This window comes from Nostoc sp. (assembly GCF_036919815.1).
Classification (GTDB): Bacteria; Cyanobacteriota; Cyanobacteriia; order Cyanobacteriales; family Nostocaceae; genus Nostoc.
On record NZ_JBALCE010000042.1, the window covers coordinates 1 to 22,907 of the forward strand.

At 46.0% G+C, this 22,907-nt stretch carries 24 protein-coding genes and 1 pseudogene; 4 read left to right on the top strand and 21 right to left on the bottom strand.

The window, feature by feature from the left end; genetic code table 11:
- Nucleotides 1-95, top strand: a pseudogene (locus V7K15_RS29970) (AIPR family protein); the annotation flags it as partial.
- 2 nt (nucleotides 96-97) lie between these two features.
- Here the strand turns inward: V7K15_RS29970 and V7K15_RS11270 are convergent.
- Nucleotides 98-442 (bottom strand): DUF559 domain-containing protein, encoded by a 345-nt coding sequence (locus tag V7K15_RS11270; protein WP_334905587.1) that lies wholly within the window; start codon nucleotides 440-442, stop codon nucleotides 98-100.
- A gap of 338 nt (nucleotides 443-780) precedes the next feature.
- Between V7K15_RS11270 and V7K15_RS11275 the strand changes: the two genes are divergently transcribed.
- The 3 genes from V7K15_RS11275 to V7K15_RS11285 all read left to right on the top strand — a co-directional run bounded on the left by V7K15_RS11275 (nucleotide 781) and on the right by V7K15_RS11285 (nucleotide 3,202).
- Complete coding sequence (locus V7K15_RS11275; protein ID WP_334905588.1) at nucleotides 781-1,176, top strand: element excision factor XisH family protein; 396 nt, start codon at nucleotides 781-783, stop codon at nucleotides 1,174-1,176.
- Nucleotides 1,134-1,457: a XisI protein gene (locus V7K15_RS11280; RefSeq protein WP_334905589.1), complete on the top strand. Its 324-nt coding sequence runs from the start codon at nucleotides 1,134-1,136 to the stop codon at nucleotides 1,455-1,457. The genes V7K15_RS11275 and V7K15_RS11280 overlap by 43 nt, the downstream gene beginning before the upstream one ends.
- Nucleotides 1,458-1,576: 119 nt before the next feature.
- Complete coding sequence (locus tag V7K15_RS11285) at nucleotides 1,577-3,202, top strand: DEAD/DEAH box helicase family protein (protein WP_334905590.1); 1,626 nt, start codon at nucleotides 1,577-1,579, stop codon at nucleotides 3,200-3,202.
- Here the strand turns inward: V7K15_RS11285 and V7K15_RS11290 are convergent.
- The 20 genes from V7K15_RS11290 to V7K15_RS11385 all read right to left on the bottom strand — a co-directional run.
- Nucleotides 3,101-3,448, bottom strand: coding sequence for an FAD-dependent oxidoreductase (locus V7K15_RS11290; protein ID WP_334905591.1), 348 nt, complete (start codon nucleotides 3,446-3,448; stop codon nucleotides 3,101-3,103). The two genes, V7K15_RS11285 and V7K15_RS11290, sit on opposite strands and share 102 nt — an antisense overlap.
- Nucleotides 3,449-3,643: 195 nt before the next feature.
- Complete coding sequence (locus V7K15_RS11295) at nucleotides 3,644-4,021, bottom strand: hypothetical protein (protein ID WP_334905592.1); 378 nt, start codon at nucleotides 4,019-4,021, stop codon at nucleotides 3,644-3,646.
- Between the two features lie 324 nt (nucleotides 4,022-4,345).
- Nucleotides 4,346-5,902, bottom strand: coding sequence for a GMC family oxidoreductase (locus tag V7K15_RS11300; protein WP_334905593.1), 1,557 nt, complete (start codon nucleotides 5,900-5,902; stop codon nucleotides 4,346-4,348).
- 99 nt (nucleotides 5,903-6,001) lie between these two features.
- Nucleotides 6,002-6,817: an alpha/beta fold hydrolase gene (locus tag V7K15_RS11305; RefSeq protein WP_334905594.1), complete on the bottom strand. Its 816-nt coding sequence runs from the start codon at nucleotides 6,815-6,817 to the stop codon at nucleotides 6,002-6,004.
- A 183-nt stretch (nucleotides 6,818-7,000) separates the two neighbouring features.
- Entirely contained in the window at nucleotides 7,001-7,417 is a 417-nt protein-coding gene (locus V7K15_RS11310) for an alpha/beta fold hydrolase (protein WP_334905595.1), read from the bottom strand.
- A gap of 25 nt (nucleotides 7,418-7,442) precedes the next feature.
- Nucleotides 7,443-7,892: an alpha/beta fold hydrolase gene (locus V7K15_RS11315; protein WP_334905596.1), complete on the bottom strand. Its 450-nt coding sequence runs from the start codon at nucleotides 7,890-7,892 to the stop codon at nucleotides 7,443-7,445.
- 102 nt (nucleotides 7,893-7,994) lie between these two features.
- Nucleotides 7,995-8,645: an MOSC domain-containing protein gene (locus tag V7K15_RS11320; RefSeq protein ID WP_334905597.1), complete on the bottom strand. Its 651-nt coding sequence runs from the start codon at nucleotides 8,643-8,645 to the stop codon at nucleotides 7,995-7,997.
- A 54-nt stretch (nucleotides 8,646-8,699) separates the two neighbouring features.
- Entirely contained in the window at nucleotides 8,700-9,092 is a 393-nt protein-coding gene (locus tag V7K15_RS11325) for a DUF302 domain-containing protein (RefSeq protein ID WP_334905598.1), read from the bottom strand.
- Between the two features lie 56 nt (nucleotides 9,093-9,148).
- Nucleotides 9,149-9,676, bottom strand: a complete 528-nt coding sequence (locus tag V7K15_RS11330; protein ID WP_334905599.1) for a nuclear transport factor 2 family protein — start codon at nucleotides 9,674-9,676, stop codon at nucleotides 9,149-9,151.
- A 37-nt stretch (nucleotides 9,677-9,713) separates the two neighbouring features.
- The gene (locus tag V7K15_RS11335) at nucleotides 9,714-10,169 is read right to left on the bottom strand and encodes a DUF6130 family protein (protein ID WP_334905600.1); all 456 of its coding nucleotides are present in this window, start codon (nucleotides 10,167-10,169) and stop codon (nucleotides 9,714-9,716) included.
- A gap of 16 nt (nucleotides 10,170-10,185) precedes the next feature.
- The gene (locus V7K15_RS11340; RefSeq protein ID WP_334905601.1) at nucleotides 10,186-11,214 is read right to left on the bottom strand and encodes an alpha/beta fold hydrolase; all 1,029 of its coding nucleotides are present in this window, start codon (nucleotides 11,212-11,214) and stop codon (nucleotides 10,186-10,188) included.
- A 212-nt stretch (nucleotides 11,215-11,426) separates the two neighbouring features.
- Nucleotides 11,427-12,074: a cysteine hydrolase gene (locus V7K15_RS11345; protein WP_334905602.1), complete on the bottom strand. Its 648-nt coding sequence runs from the start codon at nucleotides 12,072-12,074 to the stop codon at nucleotides 11,427-11,429.
- A gap of 240 nt (nucleotides 12,075-12,314) precedes the next feature.
- Nucleotides 12,315-13,310: an alpha/beta hydrolase gene (locus tag V7K15_RS11350; protein WP_334905603.1), complete on the bottom strand. Its 996-nt coding sequence runs from the start codon at nucleotides 13,308-13,310 to the stop codon at nucleotides 12,315-12,317.
- A 135-nt stretch (nucleotides 13,311-13,445) separates the two neighbouring features.
- Entirely contained in the window at nucleotides 13,446-14,336 is an 891-nt protein-coding gene (locus V7K15_RS11355; RefSeq protein WP_334905604.1) for an alpha/beta fold hydrolase, read from the bottom strand.
- Between the two features lie 221 nt (nucleotides 14,337-14,557).
- A complete protein-coding gene (locus tag V7K15_RS11360) occupies nucleotides 14,558-15,310 on the bottom strand; it encodes a glucose 1-dehydrogenase (protein WP_334905609.1) in 753 nt (250 codons plus the stop codon).
- Between the two features lie 58 nt (nucleotides 15,311-15,368).
- A complete protein-coding gene (locus V7K15_RS11365; protein ID WP_334905605.1) occupies nucleotides 15,369-15,752 on the bottom strand; it encodes a hypothetical protein in 384 nt (127 codons plus the stop codon).
- A 244-nt stretch (nucleotides 15,753-15,996) separates the two neighbouring features.
- On the bottom strand, nucleotides 15,997-16,434 hold the full coding sequence (locus tag V7K15_RS11370; RefSeq protein WP_334905606.1) for a cupin domain-containing protein: 438 nt from the start codon (nucleotides 16,432-16,434) through the stop codon (nucleotides 15,997-15,999).
- Nucleotides 16,435-16,507: 73 nt separating this feature from the next.
- A complete protein-coding gene (locus tag V7K15_RS11375; protein WP_334905607.1) occupies nucleotides 16,508-17,092 on the bottom strand; it encodes a DsbA family protein in 585 nt (194 codons plus the stop codon).
- A 421-nt stretch (nucleotides 17,093-17,513) separates the two neighbouring features.
- Complete coding sequence (locus V7K15_RS11380; protein ID WP_334905608.1) at nucleotides 17,514-18,143, bottom strand: response regulator transcription factor; 630 nt, start codon at nucleotides 18,141-18,143, stop codon at nucleotides 17,514-17,516.
- Nucleotides 18,144-18,209: 66 nt separating this feature from the next.
- On the bottom strand, nucleotides 18,210-22,907 hold a 4,698-nt coding region (locus V7K15_RS11385; RefSeq protein ID WP_442949666.1), incomplete at its 5' end, for a PAS domain-containing protein.

Here is a 22,907-nt window from a genome sequence, read left to right on the forward strand (position 1 = left end):
ATTTTCAAGCGAATCCCAATTGCATCATCGCCACCGCCCATATAGACACGTTCCCTACAGACCTACCCCTAGAACCGAACATCAGGGAACCAAACAATTAACCTATCTTCTTAATTAGTTGCAAAAATTCCCCAACAACTTCGTCTGGATACTGCTCACATTTTGAATGAGTAAAACGTTGAACTATTGCTATTCCATTATGCTGGAAAAGGCGGTCTCGCTCCTGCTCATTCACTCGGCTTTCTGGTTTGTGAGAAGGGCCATCCACTTCAAGAATGCCGCACTTGCCTTCATAGCAAACAAAAAAATCTGGTTCTATATTCCCTCTGCTACCAGTTTTTCTTGGATCTGTAAGACGGGCTAAACATTTGGGTAAGAAGAAGACATTAACACGGTCAAGAGCTTTTGCTATTTCAACTTCGGCTTGTGAGCTAAACCGCATCCCCTGCCAAATATAAATTCGCTTCTTGGAATAGAATGGAACTCCTTGATTGTTAACAACCTCATTAACCCCAGGAATAACACTAACATCTTCCCCAATTGGAGAAAATTTTTATCTACCAGGTTTAGTTCTTTTCTCATTTGTAATTAACACAAATTCATCTGTATTACTTAAGTGCTGTTCAAGTTTAATTCAGGCATTTTTTATATCCTTTTGTGTGATGAAGTTTTTTCTAGCGCAATTAGACAATGCAGTGGTAAAGATTTTTTCTTTTCTTAACTCCAATCTGGCATTTATTGCCTGACAAACTTTGGCGTTTCATTTGGCAGAAGCCACCTATGACAGAACCTCTTTTTGTTTGGGCGTTGTTTCAAACTCCTGCTATTCGATATGAAATTAGTCGGCGTGCAACAGGTACAAGCGGATCGATGAAGAACATCTCACAGGAAAAAGTTTTCGGAATTACTACAATTATTCCACCATTACCCATCCAAAAAGAGTTCGCCCATCGTGTCGAAGCCGTAGAAAAACTCAAAGCACTTAATCAAGTCGATCCAGAACGTGACCTTTATCTTGCTATTTCTGAAGCAACTTACAGCGACATATTCAGCGAGCCAATTGGAAAATTAGCGATCGCTCACCTACCTTTAAAGCTGATTATTGTAGATTTAGAGAAAAAGGAAGTAAGCCAATGGATACCATCACGACAAGCAGAGAAATCGTCAAACAGGTAATTAGTGATTATGCCAAACTACGCCCATCTCACGGTAACATTCGCTTAGATGCCATATTTGACGAGATGCGCGATCGCTATGCTTTGATGCAGGTTGGTTGGGATAGAGGGCGGCGTGTGCGTGGCAACCTGATCTATGTAATTATAGAGAACGGAAAAGTAGTAATTGAATACGATGGCATGGAATGTGGAATTACTCAGGACTTAGTTAAACAAGGTATTCCTGAGACTGACATCGTGTTGGCTTTTCTACCGGATTATCAGCCTGTTTCCATAGCTTGAAAATGGGGGAAAGATTTTCATGCCCTTATTGTGGGGTGTTTAGCCTGTGGGTTCTAGCTTGAAACCAAAATAAATACGGAATATGATGTATTTAAATTGACAAAAGCTTAATTAATTGAATGAGCCAGTTTACATTCCTCCAAGCTGAATTCCCCACAATTTACGAATCCGCCAACAAAGCAGTTGATGCAGTACATCCCGACCCCCGTACCGCCTGCTTTTATACGCGTCGTGCCTTGGAGTTAACCGTAAACTGGTTATATAAACACGATACTTCTCTAGAACTGCCTTATCAAGACAACTTGAGCGCCCTGATTCACGAACCCACTTTTAAAACCTTGGTAGGTGAGGCAGTATTTAACAAAACACGAGTCATTATCAAACTGGGTAATCAAGCAGTCCACAGCGCCAAACCCATCCCTGTGAACGATGCTATAAACGCAGTACGGGAATTGTTTCACGTTGCGTACTGGTTAACACACACCTACGGAGGCAGCAGCAAACCTGAACCGGGGCTGACCTTCAACCCCGACGCATTGCCCAAGACTGCACCAGTGCCTAAACAAACCATCGAGCAACTTCAGAAACTGGAAACCCAACTGCGCGATGCCTTCGGCGGGCTATGCCAACGCGATGAAAAACTCTCCACACTTCTAGCAGATAAGAACGCACTGGATGAAGAACTGAAGCAATTACGGGCGGAGGTAGCCAAAGCCAAGAAAGCCAGCACCAGCCAACCAGATACTCACGACTATTCAGAAGCACAAACCTGCGATATTTTCATCGACCTGTTGCTAAAAGAAGCAGGGTGGATGCTCGAACAACGCCGCGAACGCGAGTTTCCAGTTACAGGGATGCCCAACATATCAGGCGAAGGCTTTGTAGATTACGTACTTTGGGGCGATGATGGTAAACCCTTGGCGATCGTAGAAGCCAAGCGTACCCGACACGACCCCCGCATCGGGCAGCAACAGGCTAAACTATATGCACTATATGCCGATTGTCTAGAAACGCAGTTCGGTCAGCGTCCAATAATCTTCTACTCCAACGGTTACGAGCATTGGCTGTGGGATAATACCAATTACCCACCGCGACAGGTACAAGGTTTTTACAAAAAAACCGAATTGGAATTGCTTGTACAGCGCCGGACTACCCGCAAATCTTTAGCAGAAGCCACCATTAAGCCTAGTATTGCCGAACGCTATTATCAAACTCGTGCTATTCGCCGCATTACCGAAGCCTTCGAGACTGATAAAGACCGCAAAGCACTGATAGTCATGGCGACTGGTGCAGGTAAAACCAGAACAGCGATCGCCTTGGTAGAGATGCTGATGCGTTGTAACTGGGTCAAACGCGCCTTGTTTCTCGCAGACCGTGTAGCCTTAGTAAATCAGGCAATTAATGTATTTAAGAAACACCTCCCCGATGCCGCACCAGTAAACTTGGTAACAGAGAAAGATACCGAAGGACGAGTGTTTGCTTGCACCTATCCCACCATGATGGGGCTGATTGATGATACCCGCGACGGTCAGCGTCGTTTTGGCGTAGGGCATTTTGACCTGATAATTATTGATGAAGCCCACCGCTCAGTCTTCCAGAAATACCGCACCATCTTCAGCTACTTTGATTCTCTCTTGCTGGGACTAACCGCCACACCCAAGGATGAAATAGACCGCAACACCTACGGACTTCATTTCACGCGCAGATTGCACAACCGATCGTTTTCGTTGGATCACCTCTGCTAAATTAACAGTGGGTGTGTTGCTTTGAACCCCATAAGCGGCACTGTTTCGTACTGTGTTTGCTACATTTGCACTCACCACCATAGTTTTAGTAGGAATGCAGGCGATATTGATGCACCCACCACCAATCATATTTAAACTGCGTTCAACCAGAGCCGTTTTACGTCCGTCAGCAACCAGCGCTGGTGCAAGTGTTTTACCCGCCTTGCCGCCGCCGATAATAATATCGTCATAGTGTTGAGTGTCCATTCCATATCCTTTGGGTTTGTTGAAGTCAGAATTCAGGAGTCAAAATTCAGGAGTGAGAATCAAGACGCGTAGCTTGCTAACCCTGCGTTCGTAAAGCGTCTCACAGAGAAGCACCGCTTTTTCGGTCAGAATTCAAAAGAATTCTGGTTCTTGACTCCTGTTAGCGGATAGCTATGGTTTAGCCCATTCTGTACGTCAATTTTTCCTACAAGTTTTCTGCATCAAGATACGGTTATTTTTATAAACCTCTAAAGTTCCAGATTGCGGGTTATCCAACGTGCCATCCCAAACCCAATATTCATAAATTCCCTTCCGAAACTTATACACTCGACCACCTTCTGTCGCTTTGCTAGTTCCTTTGCCCAAACTTAAATTACCGTTGGGACTAGTCGCGCGATAGAGCAGTTCGCCGGAATTATACTTCCGCCAAATATTGACGTTGTAACCACCCTGGCATTTCGTACTCAAGACGATGCCAGCAGTAGAATCAGCAGAAGCAGGTAAGGAACAATTAGCTAAAACATTGATTGGCAGAGCAAGGAATAACGCGGATATTTTGAGTAGTATTTTCATTATTTTCAATACTCTTGAACAACTAATTAAACGGCATTGGCGATATACTTAAAGTTTATCAGTACTGCGTTAAGTGCAAGTACTATCCAATTCTTAAGGATTAAGGTTGGACAATCCGGGACGACGACCAAGTATCCAGTGGTATTTGCGATAGCGTTCGCGTTGGCGGAGCCTCTCGCAGAGAAGCGTCTGCCTCAGCAGAAGCGCTGCTGCGTTCGCGTAGCGTCTCGCAGAGAAGCGCAGATCGCCTCCCCGTTGTAAGATTGAATACTTCACTTCTGTTCAACGGGAATAATTTGCATACGAGTTCCGCACGCGAGGCTTTCATCTGGCGATCGCTGAATATATTTGCTGTGAAACGCCACCAGTAGTTTTAATTAAATCGGCTGCTTTTTCGCCGATCATAATAGTAGGTGCGTTCGTATTTCCTGTGGTGATGGTTGGCATGATGGAGGCATCAACAACACGCAACCCCATAACCCCATGTACCCGCAGTTCAGGGTCTACAACCGCCATTGTATCAGTGCCCATTTTACAGGTGCCCACCGGATGATACACAGTATTGCAAACTTCTCGGACGTAAGCAACGAGTGCTTCATCGCTCTGCTTATCTGCACCGGGAGCGACTTCCTCACCGCGAAACTCATCAAAGGCACTTGCATAGAACAAGTTACGCATTAGTTTAATCCCGGCAACGAGCTTTTGCACATCGGCTTCACTTTGCAGATAGTTTAGCCGAATCATCGGTGCGTCCTTGGGATCAAGCGAACGCAAACTAACACTCCCAATGTTTTGGGGATGGGTCAAACAGACTAGACTTGTGAATCCTGAACCAGAGTGGGCATAGCCCGGAGGTGCTAACACAATCGGACCGAAGAGAAACTGTAAATCTGGTGTAGCATTCAGATTACCCTGAGTATGTAAAAACAAACTAGCTTCACCAATACTACTGGTGCTTGCAGTGTGTAAATCCTTAGTTGCTTGGTGTACCACGGGCACGACAGGGTGATCCTGAAGATTTTGACCGACACCTGGTAACTCAACCACTACCGGAATTCCCAATGCTTGCAGGTGTTCTGCATTCCCAATGCCAGAAAGCATCAGCAGCTTGGGCGAATCGAACGCGCCAGCGCTTAAAATCACTTCCTGGTTAACCCTGACTTGATGCAGCGTGCCCTCGTGCAGGTATTCCACCCCAACGGTGCGGGTACCCTCAAACAACAATCGAGTCACCAAAGCTCTTGTCATTACAGTCAAATTGGGACGCTCAAGAATGGGTAAGAGGAAAGCAGCAGCAGCACTGTGACGCTTACCATCCTTGATTGTCAACTGATAGAGTCCTGCACCTGACTGCTGCATTCCATTGGAATCAGGATTGTTGGGATATCCCATTGCGATCGCTGCATCGACAAAGCGTTGGGATACCACAGCAGGGGCAATGAGATCAGTCACGCTCAATTCCCCATCAACCCCGTGGTATTCGGAGGCACCACGTTGCTGATGCTCGGATTTCTTGAAATAAGGCAGTACATTTTGGTAACTCCAGCCGGGATTCCCCAATGACTGCCAGTAGTCATAATCGTGATGATTACCCCGCAGATAAATCATGAAATTAATCGAACTGCTGCCACCCAAGACTTTCCCCCGGGGACAAAAGATTTTGCGATCGTTCAGGTATGGTTCTGGTTCAGAGAAGTATGCCCAGTCCACTTCGGAGCCTAGTAAGCTGATGCATTTCGCTGGGATTTGAATCTCTGGTTTAGTATCCGGGTTGCCAGCTTCGAGTAATAACACGGTTGTTTCACTCTCTTCTGTCAGACGGTTGGCGACGACGCAGCCTGCCGAACCTGCACCAATCACAATGTAGTCATAGTGAGTCATATTTGCATTTTTGTTTTGTGAATCAGTTTGTTATGTCTTTCGCCAGTGCCAAAAGACTACTTTTCTCGGTCGTAAAACAGCATTCCAAATAAATTAGAACTACTTCACAGAGCCAATTACAGCCGCTTCGATTAGTTTAGCAACCTCTTTTGGATGAGAAATAAAGGCCACATGGCTGGATTTGATCTCGGTGGTCTTGGCACCGATGCGTTTTGCCATAAATCGCTGAAGCTCAGGGTTGATGGCTCGATCGTTTTGAGTCACGAGATACCAGGAAGGAATCGTCTTCCAGGCTATGTCATTTACTGATTGCTCAAACGCTGCGCTGGCGATCGGCTTTTGTGTTGCTGCCATCACCCGCGCCTCAGCCTCCGACACGTCCTGGGCAAAAAGATTGTGAAACTTCTCACGATCTATGTAGAGGAAGTTTGCCGCATCAGGCACAATTGCCGTGCTGAGGGGAGCTGCTTTGTATTTGCTATTCAAATCGCTAGTCTTTTCACCTGAATCCGGTGCAAAAGCATTGAGATAAACTAAAGCTTTCACTTGCGGATTGCCAGCCGCTGCACCCGTGATCACGTTTCCACCGTAGGAATGTCCAACTACAACAACGGAACCCTTCTGAGCATCAATCACACGCTTAGTCATTGCAACATCTTCTGCAAGCGAGGAGAGGGGAATCTGCACAGCGGTAACAGTATAGCCATCCTGTTCCAAAAGTGGAATGACGTGTTGCCATGATGTACCGTCAGCAAAGGCACCATGAACAAGAACAATTGAGGGTTTAGAGTTCAATCTTTGGGATAATTCTTTTGAAATGGCTACTTCTGGACGCATCAATACACTAACCAAAACGCTGAAGGCGAGTAGCAACAGCAAAAACCTTTGAACTTTTTTCCATGTAAAAACTAGCATTGTTATAACCTCTATATTTCTGTTGAACTAATTGAGTTGAGCTAGTAAACAAGCCCGGAGCGAAGTGTTCCAATCGCTGCTTAAGTGCGATCAAAGTGGGCGAATTACCTGGCAGTAGTCGCCTAATTTGAGACTTTGACACTACTGCCTAAATGCTGTTTCAAAAATGCTAACGTGCGATCGCTACTGATTAGACAGGGATGGGTTACAGCCGCGACATGAGAAATTGAGCAATATGGTTTGCGATAGCGAAGCGCAGATCGCCTTGCCATCTTCCTCTAGCGCGAAGTGCCCGGTATCAAACAAATGAAACTCAAGGTTCTGCAAGTCGCGTTTGTAGGCGTAGGCTCCCTCGACTAAAAAGCCCCGATCGTTTTTGCCCCACACCACCAGCGTGGGTGGTTGATACTGACGCAGGTAAGCTTGCCATTTGGGATACAGCAACAAATTGGACTGGTAGTCGTATTTCAGTGCCAGTTGAATCTCCTGGTTGCCAGGGCGATCAAGAAGCGCTTGATCCAGAATCCAGGTATCGGGGCTGAGATTTTCTAGATTCTTTGCTCCGGTGGTGTAATACCGTTTTGTGGCATCCGCTGTCATCGTCTGGCGCACCCGATCGGCATTCTCAGGTCGTCCGGTTCTGCCAATAGGCTCGCATGGGCTTCCAGAAGTCGCCCAATCCCTCCTCGTAGGCGTTGCCATTTTGCACAATCAACGTTTCCACCCGCTCTGGATGCTGCGTAGCAAGGCGATAGCCAATTGGAGCGCCATAATCCATCAAGTAAAGACTATGGTGTTTTAAGCCGATCGCATCGATAAATTCTGCCATCACTTCGGTAAGGCGATCGAAGGTGTAATCAAACTCATCCACAGAAGGCATAGGACTATAACCAAAGCCAGGGTAATCAGGGGCAACCAGATGGAATTTATCCGCAAGCGCAGGTATGAGATTGCGGAACATGTGAGACGACGTTGGGTAGCCATGCAATAGCAAAATTGTTGGATTATCACGGGAACCAGCTTCGCGGTAGAAGATATCTAAACCATCGATTGAGATTGTGTGATATGTAGTCATAAGATTACTCCTTGACCAGAAACAAAAAGGTACAAGCCCCTAAATTTATTTATGAGGTTCTTAACTTTTGACTTTTGACTTCCCTGAAGGGGCTGACAGCATCTATTTCACATCCTGACGACGACTTTGCTTCTGGAAGTAGTCGCGCCAGCTTTCGGGTAAGGCTTCAAGTTGAGCCGCTTGGTGAAGTAACTCTGGATTGTTCTGCTCATGAGTATAAAGCTGAGTGATATCAGCAACAGTAATATTGTTGTCATCCCGGCTCACCAACTCTAAAGTGTCTCCGGCTCCAACTTCGCCCTCTTGCAAAACACGAAAGTAAAATCCAGTTCGACGACTTGCAAGAAATCGTTTAACCATATCAGGTCGTCCAAACCGAATCCCCAGTTTGTAGCAAGGTAGACGAGGTTGTGTCACCATCAGTTTTACAGTGCCGATATGGAAGCAATCCCCAATGTTCAGTTTCTCTTCTCTCAGCCCAGTCGTCGTGAAATTTTCGCCAAAGATACCTAATGGCAGTTCTGTGTCAGGCAATTGACCTCGCCAGTAATCGTAATGCTCGAACGGATATACATAGACTGCTTTGTCTGCTCCCCCATGAACGGTGAGATCGGCTTGCCGATCACCGTCTAAATTGAGCGATCGCAGCATCACCCGTTCGCTGACTGGTTCTTTGAAAATTCCAGTACTAACTCTTTTTCCTTTCCAGGTCACTTCACGCGGCAGTCCGACGTTTACAGAAATGAGTTTCATGAGAATTTTAAATTGGGTCAATAGTCGAGTATCTAAATTGAATCAACAAATAAGTTAATTAAAGAGTGCTTGATGAATTAAAGGTGTAATGATAGCGATGTTCTTCGCCAACTCATCGGAGAGAGAAAATCGCTGTTTTAAGTAATTAGGATCGTTGTAACTCACCCACACCTTGCCATCAGTAGTTTCCCATGCCAGTACTTTCAGGGGTAAATCCAGGGCGATTGTTGGTTCTGCCACCATCAGGGGAGTTCCGGCTTTCGGGCTGCCAAACAGCAACAACTGCGTCGGACACAAGCTTAGTCCGACTTTTTCAGCTTCAGCCTGTTGATCGATACGGGCAAAAATGGTGATGCCTTTTGCTTGAAGGATGGCTGCAAAGCGATCAATAGTTTCAGTTACTGCATACGGGCTGAGTTGGTTGATGATGCCGTTGTTTGCATTCATAGCAGTAGACTCCTTGCAGGATAAAAACTAGGTGATATGGTTGTTGCTCCGGCTTGTCAAAGATTGAGGTCTGACAATCCGGGATGATTATCGGGACGACGACTCAGTATCCAGTGGAATTTGCGATCGCGTAGGGTCTCCTGATGCCTCCGGCACGCTTGCGCGAACGGAGAATCGCTCTCTTGAATTGGTAGGTCGTTGATGCTGGCAATACGCCACCGCATGAATCCGTGTTTGTCAAACTCCCAATTTTCATTGCCGTAAGAACGGAACCAGTTGCCGGAATCATCATGCCATTCGTAAGCAAACCGGACAGCAATTCGGTTGTCTTGAAAAGCCCAAAGTTCTTTGATCAGACGGTAGTCCAATTCTTTAAGCCACTTACGTGTCAAAAACTGTACGATCGCCTCACGACCAGATAGAAATTCTGAGCGGTTGCGCCAAATGCTATCCGACGTGTAAGCGAGTGATACTTGTTCAGGGTTACGTGTGTTCCAAGCATCTTCTGCGATTCGGACTTTTTGGATGGCGGATTCATGATCGAAAGGCGGTAGGGGTAGTCGAGGATTTTCGGCATTGTTCATGTTTTATATTAAAATATGACAAAAAGTTTATGCCTACTTATCGCTCAGGATTGGGCAGCGTGAACGTCACCGTTTCGCTGGTGATTACCTTGTGCGTGGGGTCGGCTAGTTCGATCAGTACCTTGTGTGGGCCAGGTTCCAGTCCGACCAGGATGATCGTTTGGCCGCTGGCATCTACAAAGTGCCACGGCAAATCGTCAACGGTGATGTGGATGTGACCGATACGCGGCGATACTTCGAGAGCGCCTTTGCCGAACACTGGCAACACGCGCAGATTCTCCGTCCGGTACTGGATGAAAACGCGGCCCTGGGTCAACGGTTCGGGAAGCGGTGGATCGACAATCAGCTTGGGTGGTGCTTCATTTTCGATTGCAATCAACGGTGATGATCCGATAATGTCCCTGGCGCTCGGTGTGTAGGTGTTCATGGCGATTAAATACATGAGAGTGGTCGATATGAAGATCCCTTTGAAGGTGAAGAGGTGTATGGTCATAGCTCTAGAGAAGTCATCAACGTTTCTTTGATGCGAGTTCCCAGACTGCATCTGCGAATGCTGTGGGATTTTCCTGGGGCAGGTTATGACCGATATTCGGAATGACCCGATGCTGGCGATCTCCGCTAAACTTCGCTGCCGTCGATTTCCCATCGGTTGCTGGCACGACACCATCTGCGTCCCCGTCCAGCGTGATCGTCGGCACCGTAATGGTCGGTTGCGCGGCGAGCCGCTGCTCAAGCTCCTCATACATGGGATAGCCGGCAGCAAGTCCAAGGCGATGGCGGTAGGAATGGATGACGACTTCTACATAATCGGGGTTGTCGAAGGCGCTGGCGTGTTGATCGAGCGTTGCCTCGTCAAAGCGCCAGTTCGGCGAATTGCGAGTCCAGAGAATCCTCGCAATCTCACGTCTGTTAGCCGTCAGTCCGGCGCGTCCGCGCTCGGTCTGGAAATAGTATTGGTACCAGATCCCGGATTCGATCGCGGGTGAAAGTGGCAGCCCTGCCTTGGCAATGTCCTGGATCAGGTAGCTATTGACGGACACCAGACCGCTGCATCGTTCAGGCCAGAGAGCCGCAACAACGCAAGCGGCTCGTCCACCCCAGTCATAGCCAGCAAGCACAGCACGGTTCAACTGCAATGCATCCATCAAGGCGATCGCATCGACACCGATCGCGGCTTGCTGCCCGGAGCGTGGTGTTTCGCTGTCGAGAAAACGGGTTGATCCATGTCCCCGCAGGTAGGGAACAATCACCCGACATCCACGTGTAGCAAGCATTGGTGCAACGTCAATGTAGCTATCGATGGAATATGGGAATCCATGCAGCAGCAACACCGGAGATCCATCGCTCGATCCTGTTTCATAGTAACCGATGTCGAGGACACCCGCCTTGATCTGCTTGATGGGAGTAAACCTAAATTCAGATCGTTTGGGCTTATCGAAGCTTGCGTGTGCGGTACCCATGAGTGCCATTTCTGTGAGAATACTTGCTGCCGCCGTTCCCAGAAAGCGGCGGCGGTTATGTTTAATTGCTTTGAGCATAGGGTAGACTCTTTGGCTTGATTGATGAGGCGATTGCAAAAAGCGCAGTGCTGAGTGCTGAGTAAGAAGAGTACTCAGTAATTTTGCACTATGGTAAAAGCCCCGCCCCTTGTGGGCGGAATCTTCTTACGCAAGAGTTGGTTGATAGCCCACCCCTTGCGGCTGGTCTTTTAACTCAGCACTCAGCACTCGGAACTCAGCACTCTTCATTGCTACAACATTGCTGCCACAATGTCGTCTGTAGACAGAACGGCGTTAGCAACATAGCCAAAGTTGATCAGTGCTGCCTTATAGCCATCACCGAGATCCGGATGGCGCGGGGCAGCCGTTGCATCCTTGACGACAATGACCTCAAATCCCTGTTCGATCAGATCGCGCAGGTGAGCTTCAACACAGAGATTTGCCAACATTCCGAGCAAAATGACTTTGCTCAAGTTGCGCTTACGCAGTTGCAAAACGAGATCATTGCTTTGCGGTCCATAGACTTTATGGGGGCTGACCACGATGGTTTTGCCATCCTCAATAAAAGGCTTGTAGCGATCGAGCCAGTCGGCACCCGATCCTAAGAAACCATCCAGGCTTAAGGGTCCAGTGCGAACAAATTCCTTTACCCCAAGCATCATCTGCTCCAAAGTTCCGGCAAATTTCCAGTTGTAGTCAGTGGGGTAGTAATAGTGGGGAGAAATGAAAACCTCAAAACCATTCTGCTTTGCGGCTTTGAAGATGCGCTCGATGTTCTCGACCGTCTTGTTCTCCTTAACACTGCCACCCACCAAATCCCAGGAGACTCCTGTTTCACTCAAGACATCGTTTTGCGGATCGATAACGACGATTGCGGTGTCATTTTTGTTGATGTTCATGTGTCTCCTGATGCGTTCATGTTCACGTTTTTCTCTGTTCTGGCGCGATCGCACTGAACTTTCTCAATCCCCTTGCCCGGACTCTCAAATGCGAACTGTGGAGCTTAACTCTGACTTACCCAACGAAGATTGAATAAGTCAGAGCAATCTCAAGCCCGCGACACCAAAATCCGGCAAGAACGAGGATTCATTGCAACTGGCGGTTAAAGAAACGATGCCTGCGGCGGTAAACTACGCATCCTATTGCAGATGTTTCTTCAATTCAGCAGCAGCTTGAACAAACAGAGAACGAACTGCCGGAACCTCGGCTAAACCATTCAGCAGTCCGAAGTCATGAATCATGCCGTTGTACTGCACAGTTGTCACCTCGACCCCAGCTTGATCCAGCTTGCGTCCATAGGCTGTGCCCTCGTCATGCAAGATATCGCTCTCTGCAACCACAATTAACGCTGGAGGCAAGCCTTTGAGCTGCTCAACCGTTGCCTGTAGGGGAGAAGCATAAATGTCTTTGCGCTTTTCTGGGTCAGCGATGTACATGTCATACATCCACTTCATCGTTGGTACAGTCAGAAAACGCTTATCGCCAAATTGGTGATAAGAATTCGTTTCAAAATCAGCATCTACAATGGGCCACATGAGGATTTGCAGCTTAATGTGCGGTCCCCCTTTCGCTTTTGCCATCAAAGTAGTTACAGCCGTCATATTACCGCCCACACTGTTGCCTACAACTGCCAGATTTTTGCCGTCAACATCAATCTCCTCACCATGCTCGGCAACCCATTTGGTCGCAGCATAGATTTCATTAATAGCTTGTGGATACTGAGCGTCTGGAGTGGGAGTGTAGTTGACAAAGACAGCCGCAAAACCTGAAAGCACAACGAGATCGCGAACCATGCGCTTGTGTGTTGGGTAATCGCCCAGTACCCAACCGCCGCCATGAATAAAGATGAAAACAGGCAATGTGCCTTTGACCCCTTCAGGTCGCACAATGTTGAGCGTAATTGGATAACCGTCAGCGGTAATCGTCTTCTCAAACTCCTCAATGCCTGAAAGATCGACTTTAACGGAAGCCTGTGCATCCACCAGTACTTGACGTGCTTCGAGTGGAGTTAATGTCTCTAACGCCACACCCCCTGAATTCAGTAATTTCAAAAATGCCTTCACTTTGCTGGAAAGACGCGGATCATCTGCGACTTCCAAAATTTTTGCTGCTTGTGAGTTTACTTGAGCAACCATGACGTTCTCCTTTTGATGAATAGTAAACAATCTGTTGAAATGGCACTGTTAAGCTAATTAACTTGACAGTGTTAATTGATGGGCAATGATTGTAGATTACAATAACTTTCTATCGACATCGCTACCCAGTCGAAATTATTTCCTGCTGGTAGTTAGTATGGTGTCCTCCTTGACAACGTGAGTGGTCAGAAAGCGACGAATATGGTCTGCGATCGCATCTCCTTCCTCTTCCAAGGCAAAATGCCCGGTATCGAGTAAATGAAACTCAACGTCTTTCAGGTCGCGTTTGTAGGGATCAGCGCCTTCAGCAGGAAAGATGTAGTCATTCTTACCCCAAACAATCAGGGTAGGTGGCTGATAGTTGCGGAAATACTCCTGCCATTGCGGATATAATGGTGGATTCATGCCATAGCTATAAAACAGCGCCAGTTGAATCTCAACATTTCCTGGGCGATCGAGGAAAGGTTGATCCATGTTCCAGGTATCAGGGCTGATCGCTTCAGGATTGCGAACGCCGTTGGTATATTGCCACTTAGTTGCTTCCAGTGTGAAAAGGTGTCTGAGCTTGTCAGCATTCTCAGGAGAACGGTCTTGCCAGTAAGCCTTGATTGGGTCCCAAAATTCGCGCAGACCTTCCTCGTAGGCATTCCCGTTTTGGACGATGAGTGCTTCCACTCGCTCTGGATATTTAGCCGCAATTCGATAACCAATGGGAGCGCCATAATCCATCACGTAAAGGCTATAGCGTTTGAGATCGATCGCGGTAATAAATTTCTCCACGATCTGTGCCAGGCGATCAAACGTGTAGTCAAACTCATTCACGGTTGGCATAGAACTGTTGCCGTAACCCGGATAATCGGGTGCAACCAGATGGAAGCGATCGCCAAGCGCAGATATCAGATTGCGGAACATGTGAGAGGAGGTTGGGAAGCCGTGCAACAGCAGAATTGTCGGATTACTGCGGGAACCAGCTTCACGGTAGAAAATATCTAAACCATCGATGGAAACTGTGTGAAATGTGGTCATGACTTGACTCCTGGAAATGAACTTTAGCTTGAGGCTCCAGCCTTTGCTGCTTCAATAATCAGATTTCCTACTTCAGTAAGATGTGAAACCATTGAGACATGGCTTGATGGTGATGAAATGACGATTACCCCGATCCGCACTGGGGACTCGATTTGCAACTGTAAAGATGTTGCCGTGTACCTTTGCTCTGTTGCTGGATATGGAGTCCTCCGCAAGCATATTCAAACTTGTGCCATACCACCATCGACGAACAGTTCGATGCCGTTCACAAAGCTGCTGTCATCCGAGGCAAGGAAAACAACCGCCTTAGCAATTTCGTCCGGTGTGCCTACCCGCCCAAGGGGGATAGTGTCAACTTGGCTGTCCACAAATCCCTGCACCTGTTCCTCACTCAATCCCAGGAGATTGTAGCCAGGAGTAGGAACCACACCGGGGCTGATGGCATTGACGCGAATCTTGCGCTCTTTGAGGTCGAGTGTCCAGTTACGGGCAAAGGATCGCACAGCGGCTTTGGTCGCACTGTAAACGCTGAATGCTGGAGTGCCCTTAATCGAAGTGGTCGAGGCATTGAGGATGATCGATGAACCCTCTGGCATCAACGGCAGTGCTTTTTGTACAGTGAAGACTAAACCCTTGACATTGGTATTAAAGGTTTTATCAAAATGCTCCTCGGTAATCGAGCCAAGTGGTGCAAGTTCACCGCCTCCAGCGTTAGCGAAGAGGATATCGAGGTGTCCTTTCTCCTGCTTAATCGTAGTGTAAAGGCGATCGATATCTGTGAGATTCGACACATCACTTTGAACAGCAGTGACGTTTTCTCCAATCTTCTTCACCGCAGCATCAAGTTCGTTTTGACGACGACCAGTGATAAAGACATAAGCTCCCTCTTTTACGAAACGCTGGGCTGTCGCGAGTCCGATTCCACTGTTACCACCTGTGACTAATGCGATCTTACCTGTAAGTTTACCCGTCATAAAACTTCTCCGTTTGTGTGAATTTTGTATTGATGTTTGCCTTAAATGCACTGGACAGTTATGCAATCTGTCTTGTTCTATGGGAAACTATGAAAATCGCTGAACGATATCGCTTATTTGCTGCGATCGCCAGCGCTACAAGCACTGTAGAAACAGGCACTAACCCGATAAAGCAACACAAAACAGGATGCTCAAACTCAGCTAGGGCATCTGCTCTGGCCCACAGCCATTTGCTGACATAGAGCAGCAACAACACGAGCCAAATTGCAACTGTAAGCAGCATAATTGTTTCGCCAATCCAGGTAGGCAGGTGCCAGAGATTAGCAGCTACTCGCCAGCAACTGCCCAACCCCACTAAACCCAGAATCATGCTGAAAAAGGAAGCAGGAATTGTGATGCGATAGTCTTTTAATACAGTAGGCTTTAGACGTGATTTTCTCATAGTCGAGCTTCCTGGCAGCAGTAGAGAGATGCAAACGGTCAAACATCCAACTCCACAATTTGTCCCCAAAGTAAGTTGCTTATCGGAGTGCTTGATTGATTAAAGGTGCAATGACAGCGATGTTCTTAACCAACTCATCACACAGAGAAAACCACTATTTTAAGTAATTGGGATCGTTGTAACTCAGTGTCAGCAAGGAAAGTTTCGCTCGTGGCGATCTTGCTGTCCTTGAGCCAATATCGCCTCATGTGCGGGGTAACTCTCCGGGCAGACCCAGAATTTCGTCGCCGATCTCGGTGGAAATGCGCTCAAAAAGCGCCATGTCCGGTGCTTCTGTCTGATCCAGTGTACCAACTGCTGTGATTAGCCGAGCAAAGGAACTTGGCGCAGCAACGACCAACCCGCGAGATGGCTGATCGGTGAGTGCAGCGACTACGTGGGGTATGCCAGCAGAAATCAGGAAGCTGTCGCCAGCACTCAGCACAACCTTGTTCTCACCCGCCCAGACCGTGAATTCCCCTTCTAGGACGTAGAGTTGTTCGGAATAGCGCGTGTGGCGATGGGGGGGTGTTTGTGTGCCGGGAGGGAAGTAGCCTTCGATCAGATCGTACTGACCTCCGGTAGTGGTGTGGTCGGCAATGATATTGAGACGAGTGCCAAAAAGCCAGAGAGATTGTGCCATCAGATAGCTCCTGTTGATTAATTACTTGTGTAATAAGTAGTAATTTTGGTTGCGTGGTTAAGAATCAGGAAACTTAATGATTTGCAGTGACAATAGCTGCCATCAACTGCTCAATGTTCCACCGTTCGCTATACCGAATTCCATTAATAAACAGTGCTGGAGCAGCCGTTACTCCACTGTGTAATCCACTTTGAATATCTTCATTGATGCGATCGACGTACACTTTGTTAAATATATCTTGTAGAAATTGGCAAATATCAAGTCCTAGATTATTGGCATACTCCACCAGATAGCCGTTTCCCAATTCTTGTTGATGGCTGAACAGCATTTCATGCATTGGCCAAAATTGACCTTGGACAGCAGCCGCTTCAGCCGCTTCAGCCGCACGTTGAGCATGAGAATGGATCTGTATCTGTGCAAAATGACGGAAGATGAAGCATAAATAATTCTCCCCCAAAGAAACATTAAGCTGTCGCCCAATGACTTTAATCAGCCTGTAAACGTCCGCACTCTGAGAACATTGATAGTCCCCATACATCACCAGCACCACTGTGGCATTCAGTACACCTTTTATGTAATCTTTTGTTGAAGGTGGGACAAATAACAAACTGCGGTCACGGTCAAAACTCACTAATACCTCCGACGGTTGTATGTTCATCTCTGGCGATGAGCATACAACCCTCTTTCTACTTTCTTTGTGTAAATCAATGTTTCCCTGAATTAAATATATGCAATTAACTCTAACTTGTCGTCCCCTAAAAGTTGAAACTTTTGCTCAATAGATTGATTGATAAATCAGTCCATCTCAAAATGGAAGGTTGGCTCCAACTTTAGTTGGAATCTACATTTCAACTAAAGTACAACTTACTCATATCATTTCTTTGTAAAGCTGCATATATTTACCCCCAGCTATGCCGTCTCCCCTACTAAATAAAGCGCAGTATTATATATTAGTTGCATCGACCTGCAAAAATTAACTTACTTTAAATTACGTAGTAACTTTAAAAGATTTGTGTGTGAGATGGTAGCCTTAAAAAGGGGGCATTTAATTATATTAGATATTTATTACAAAATTGATATTATAAATTGACAATCCCTCGTTTAACAGCAATAATCACGGCTTGAGTGCGATCGCTCACTCCCAATTTACTTAAAATTCGATTAACGTGAGATTTAACGGTGCTTTCACCGATACTCAAAGTACTGCTAATTTCTAAATTACTCATTCCTCGCGCCATTAAACGGAGTACATCTAGCTCTCGCTCACTCAGTTCTGGATTGCTCATCCTCTGCACCAATTTTGCCCCTACTTCGGGTGGAATATACTGCTGACCGCGATGAATTGTGCGAATGGCACTCAGAAGTTCGTTGGGTTTAGCATCTTTGAGTAAATATCCTTTAGCGCCTGCGTGCAATCCGCGATAAATATCTTCATCACCATCGTAGGTAGTTAGCACAACAATTCGAGCAGCTTTAAATTCAGCACAAATCGCACTAATGGTTTCAACTCCTGCCATCTGCGGCATTCGTAAATCCATTAGCGTTACATCTGGTTGGTATTCACGAAAAAGCGCGATCGCCTGTTGTCCATCTTCTGCTTGAGCAATCACCGTCATCTCTGGGTCACGGTTAATGATGGTTGTCAATCCTTGCCTGACAATGGAATGATCGTCAACAATCAGAACCCGAATATTCATTGATTGGCTCATAATTATTAAGAATTAGAAATTGAGCTACTACAGGTTGCGTTTGTAATCAGTGTATTTTTAATATTCTCACTCTCGATTTACAATGACAACAATTTCTGTTCCTTGCCCAGGTTGGCTTTGAATAGTCAGTTGCGCTCCAAGATGTTCTGCCCGCTCGCTCATTCCCAGCAATCCAAATCCGCCAACAGATGGGATCGTAGCAACCCCAAAACCCCGTCCATCATCTTTAACGCGCAGAATACATTGGGCATTGTCATATACCAACTCAACACGAATTTCGGCAGCATCAGCGTATTTTATGGCATTGGTTAATGCTTCTTGCCCAATCCGTAGTAAGTTGTTCTCAACCTCGGCTGGCAAGGGATAGGCTGTGCCTTTGCTTTCGTAGATCAGAATGGTATCGGCAGAGGCTCTCATTTGAGTTACAAGGCGATGAAGGGCACTATGTAAATTGCCATCCTCCAATAGCTGAGGACGAAGCGCTACCACCGATCGACGCGCTTCAGCAAGTCCGGTTCGTGCTAGTTCATCAATTATTTCCAGGTGTGCCTGTGTCGCTTCTATATCGTCTGCTAACACTTGCGTTGCAGCTCCTACTTGGAGCAGAATGCCTGTGAAGGATTGGGCTAGCGTATCGTGAATTTCTCGCGCCATGCGGTTGCGTTCTTCCAGAATTGAGGCTTGCTCGGCGCGTTTTTGTTCACGCAGCGCAGCATTTCGTTGTTCGCTGATATCCGTGATGAGACTGTAGAAGCCTCTCACTTGAGCATTGCGATCGCCTTTGGCGCTGCCCCTTGGGCAATCGCAATCGGGGAGCAACGTAGCGCTGATGCACCTTTTACCAAGCGAAAAGGGAATTTCTGCTTCCAGGGTTACAGTTTGCCCTTCAAACACTTGATTGATAAACGGCTCAATCCGTTGATAAACCGTCTCACCCAGAAGTTCATGAACATACTTGCCCAAAATCTCATCTCGACTAAGGTTAAACCAAACCTCATAGGTATGGTTAACAAACCGATAGCGCTGATTTGCATCCACGTAGCTGATAAGAACTGGTAGAGCGTCGGTGATTAGTCGTAATTCTTGTTCGCGTAAGCGAAGCTTGTCGTAGACATCGCGTAGTGCGGCTTCGCTTTTTTGTAAAGCCGCAGTCCTTTGAGCGACTTGTTGCTCTAAAGTGCGGTTGTAATTGGCTAAGAGGTGTTCTGCTTGTTTGCGCTCTGTGATGTCTTGAAAGGCGACGATCGCATAAGCCACTTTGCTCTGTTCATCAAAGACTGGAGTCCCCCATACCTCAACTGGAATAGTGGCGTTATTTTGGCGAATTGCTATGTCGTCAACAGTGGTGCAATCGCCGTTTAACGCTCGGATAACTGGCAGTTTCTCAGTAGGGTAGAATTGATCCGTTCCCGCCTGATAAAATTGATAAACCTCTGCAATTTGATCCGGCGGCACGGCGGGGTCAATCCCTTTGCCCATTAACTCAATTCCCCGTTGATTAGCGTAGTAAGGGCGACCAGTCGCATCCACTATTCCAATTCCCACCGGAACCGCTTCTAGAAATTGAGCCATTTGACTTTCGCTGGTGCGTAGCTTTGAATAGAGTTTGGCATTTTCGATTGCAATGGCTGCTTGGGTTGATAATAGATGCAGAACTTGCGTTCGCGTAGCGTCTCCGTTGGCGCAGCCTCCCGCAGGGAAGGAGACTCGCTCTGGTGTAAATGCTCCAGTTGCTAATTTATTTTCTAAATACAATATGCCCACTAGCTTACCTTGATTCAGCAGAGGTAAACATAAGATTGATTGAGTTTGATTGTGTTGAATATATGGCTCATTAATAAAATTACCTTCACGAATAGCATCATTTAAAATGACAGATTCATGAGTCCGAATCACATAACTAATAATTGATTCAGGTAGATGATTTCTAATGGGGGTAGATTGCAGCACTTGTGTAGCATAGACATTCTCTCCCTCATTGAATTCACTAGAGGCTTCAATTACCCATTCTCCTGAGTTTTCCAAAATCAAAAATCCTGTTTGTGCGCCAGCATTTTCGATTAATATCTTCATCAAAGAACTGAGTAATTTATCCAGTTCAATTTCACTAGAAATCGCAAGGGAAGCTTTCATAACTGCTGCTAAGTCGAAAGCGATGGGTGAGTGATTAGAGGTGGTTATAGAAGTTTTGTGGATTAGCGTGGAAGCTATGCCCGATAATTGAGGAAATAGCTTTGGGTAGCGAGTTTCTAAATCTTGGACTTTTGCCGTTGCTCCCCATCGTTCATAGCAGTAATGTGCTTCCTTCATGTAAGTTTGGGCGATTTTTTCTCTACCTCTTGCCAGATAATGTTTAGCAGCTAATTCATAAGCTAATGCTTCTTCTTGCAAATACTCGTTTTCTTTAGCCCTTTGAATGGCTTGTTCGTAGAATTCTTCTGCCTCAAGCAACTGACTTAAAACTCGTGCGGTCTCTGCTTGCACTAAATAATATTTATGCAAATGATTCATGGGCGCGTGATGTGCCCATTGCTTTATTTTCTCCTGGCTAACCGCAACTTTTTTGAGGATTTCCTCTTGCGCTTCAGCACTGCTTTCAGGGTATGTTGCGAGTCTTGTCAAAGCATCATATAGGTAGTAAAAAGGCGCAATAGGTGTGCCTATTATTCGGATTAAATAAAGTTCTGCTATGGTTGAGTTTTCAACTGCCTGAGCATACTCAGAAAATAGGTAGCATAGAAAAAGTTTATTGAAATAGACATTAAAAATTGCAGTTCCATCATTTGCTGCTTCGTGTTGTGGCAATCCATTCTCCTCATTGTAGAATTTACCAACTAAACGGGTCGCATTGACCGAGTATCCCATCAAATTTGCGATCGCCTGATGAAATATTTGATTCCAGGTTAGTGCTGTTTCCTGTTTGATTTGACGAATTGCTTCATTGTATTCCCTCATCTCGTGTTCAACCTCCACGAGTTCGTTTCCGACGACATAGGAGTTAAAGCAATAAGAGTGGGCGCTATAGGCAGCAAACTCTAAATCTCCGGTTTCTAGCCCACTTTGATAGGCTTCTATTAATGGTTGTAATGTGTCTCTCACATGATCTTTCCAATGAATAATGAAGGTATTCACGATAAGCGATGTTCTAGCTCTGAGTGAATGAGACTTAGGTTGTGACAACTGTTTTAAAGCTAACTGTCCAAACTTGTAGCCAGTTTCGATGTCTTCGACCTTTCCACACAGAACTAATCCAAAGTTGGCATAAGCAAAGGAAGATGCAAACGAATTTCCATGCTCGAATGACAACCTGACTTGTTTAGATACCAGTAAGGTCATTAAATCAGGAGCGGCAATCCAGGCCGCGATCGTAATTCTAGATAGGATTCGCATTGCTGCTAACTTGTCTGGCTCAGTCATTTCCGGCAAATGGAGCAAATCCTTAATCTGTTTCTCACTCAAGAGTGATGTGATTGCGTCTAGTTCAAGCTGAATATCTAACTGACTGGGTGTTTCGCAAAAACTGATCCCCAGTTGCTGCAACACTTGCAATCCAGTGTTAATTGCTTTTAATAAGTGGTTCTGCGCGATGTAAGTTTGAATTTTGACATCGTAAACTTTTACGATGTCCAGAATATTTTTAGCTTCTTGCACAACGATCGCTACCCAGGATTCTACCTGCTGAAAATCGCCACACAAGTAATCGACTTCTGTTGTTTCTAAATATAAATCTAATGTCAGATCGTAATTTGTTTGCCAGCTAGAAGCTGCTAGCCAAACTCTTGATGTGGCTAAATATTTTTTCGCCATACTATGGGCGATCGCAGCTTTTGCTTTCTGACCGGCGATTAAATTTAATTTGGCAACTTCATTGCGTTCTAATTGGTCGGTAACAAGCTCAATTCCATGATTCAAATGATCGACAATTTCAAACAGCCGCTCTGATATTCGCTCTGGCAAGGTTTTTCCGAGGAGATTACGGCCAATTTGGAGATGAACAATTTTTTTGTGCGACTCATCGATTAAGGCATAAGCTGATTGCTGCACGCGATCGTGCAAAAATTTATATTCTTGAATTAACAAGTCTTCGTCTAATTCAGATAGAGGTTGAATTAATCCACCTTGGATAGCTGCTAGTAAATCCCGAAAAACCCCTTTAGGAGTTTTCTCACAAACAATCGATAAAGTATCTAAATTAAATTCAGCCCCAACACAAGCGGCTAAACGGAGAATTTGCTGTGTGACTTCTGGTAGTTTCTTTAACTTGCGAAGCATCAACTCCACAACATTATCGGTGATATTTTGGGATTGAATCTGAGTAATGTTCCACTCCCAGCTTAGATATTCAGCATCAAAGGTCAATAAATTTTCGGTATACAGCATTCTCAAAAATTCATTGGCAAAGAAAGGATTGCCCTCAGTTTTACCTAACACCAACTCTGCTAGGGGACGAACAGTATCTGCATTTTGATGCAGCGTCTCGGCAATCAACTGACTCAACGGCTCAAGCGTTAAAGGTGCCAAGACAATCTCCTGAAGCACTGCTCCTTGTTTTCGCAGTCTCTCTAGCGTTAATACCAATGGATGCGTTGGATTTACTTCATTATCTCGATAGGCTCCAATCAAAAATAAGGATTGGGTTTGCTCATCAAGCAGCATCAGCTCGATTAAGTTCAGCGTTGCTGAGTCTATCCACTGTAAATCATCTAAAAAGATCGCAAGGGGATGTGACTCTGAACAAAACACCCGCACAAACTGCCCAAAGAT

Coding starts and splice junctions, on each gene's coding strand:
- V7K15_RS11270 (WP_334905587.1), bottom strand. CDS start 442: ATGCGGTTTAGCTCACAAGCCGAAGTTGAAATAGCAAAAGCTCTTGAC.
- V7K15_RS11275 (WP_334905588.1), top strand. CDS start 781: ATGACAGAACCTCTTTTTGTTTGGGCGTTGTTTCAAACTCCTGCTATT.
- V7K15_RS11280 (WP_334905589.1), top strand. CDS start 1,134: ATGGATACCATCACGACAAGCAGAGAAATCGTCAAACAGGTAATTAGT.
- V7K15_RS11285 (WP_334905590.1), top strand. CDS start 1,577: ATGAGCCAGTTTACATTCCTCCAAGCTGAATTCCCCACAATTTACGAA.
- V7K15_RS11290 (WP_334905591.1), bottom strand. CDS start 3,448: ATGGACACTCAACACTATGACGATATTATTATCGGCGGCGGCAAGGCG.
- V7K15_RS11295 (WP_334905592.1), bottom strand. CDS start 4,021: ATGAAAATACTACTCAAAATATCCGCGTTATTCCTTGCTCTGCCAATC.
- V7K15_RS11300 (WP_334905593.1), bottom strand. CDS start 5,902: ATGACTCACTATGACTACATTGTGATTGGTGCAGGTTCGGCAGGCTGC.
- V7K15_RS11305 (WP_334905594.1), bottom strand. CDS start 6,817: ATGCTAGTTTTTACATGGAAAAAAGTTCAAAGGTTTTTGCTGTTGCTA.
- V7K15_RS11310 (WP_334905595.1), bottom strand. CDS start 7,417: ATGACAGCGGATGCCACAAAACGGTATTACACCACCGGAGCAAAGAAT.
- V7K15_RS11315 (WP_334905596.1), bottom strand. CDS start 7,892: ATGACTACATATCACACAATCTCAATCGATGGTTTAGATATCTTCTAC.
- V7K15_RS11320 (WP_334905597.1), bottom strand. CDS start 8,645: ATGAAACTCATTTCTGTAAACGTCGGACTGCCGCGTGAAGTGACCTGG.
- V7K15_RS11325 (WP_334905598.1), bottom strand. CDS start 9,092: ATGAATGCAAACAACGGCATCATCAACCAACTCAGCCCGTATGCAGTA.
- V7K15_RS11330 (WP_334905599.1), bottom strand. CDS start 9,676: ATGAACAATGCCGAAAATCCTCGACTACCCCTACCGCCTTTCGATCAT.
- V7K15_RS11335 (WP_334905600.1), bottom strand. CDS start 10,169: ATGACCATACACCTCTTCACCTTCAAAGGGATCTTCATATCGACCACT.
- V7K15_RS11340 (WP_334905601.1), bottom strand. CDS start 11,214: ATGCTCAAAGCAATTAAACATAACCGCCGCCGCTTTCTGGGAACGGCG.
- V7K15_RS11345 (WP_334905602.1), bottom strand. CDS start 12,074: ATGAACATCAACAAAAATGACACCGCAATCGTCGTTATCGATCCGCAA.
- V7K15_RS11350 (WP_334905603.1), bottom strand. CDS start 13,310: ATGGTTGCTCAAGTAAACTCACAAGCAGCAAAAATTTTGGAAGTCGCA.
- V7K15_RS11355 (WP_334905604.1), bottom strand. CDS start 14,336: ATGACCACATTTCACACAGTTTCCATCGATGGTTTAGATATTTTCTAC.
- V7K15_RS11360 (WP_334905609.1), bottom strand. CDS start 15,310: ATGACGGGTAAACTTACAGGTAAGATCGCATTAGTCACAGGTGGTAAC.
- V7K15_RS11365 (WP_334905605.1), bottom strand. CDS start 15,752: ATGAGAAAATCACGTCTAAAGCCTACTGTATTAAAAGACTATCGCATC.
- V7K15_RS11370 (WP_334905606.1), bottom strand. CDS start 16,434: ATGGCACAATCTCTCTGGCTTTTTGGCACTCGTCTCAATATCATTGCC.
- V7K15_RS11375 (WP_334905607.1), bottom strand. CDS start 17,092: ATGAACATACAACCGTCGGAGGTATTAGTGAGTTTTGACCGTGACCGC.
- V7K15_RS11380 (WP_334905608.1), bottom strand. CDS start 18,143: ATGAGCCAATCAATGAATATTCGGGTTCTGATTGTTGACGATCATTCC.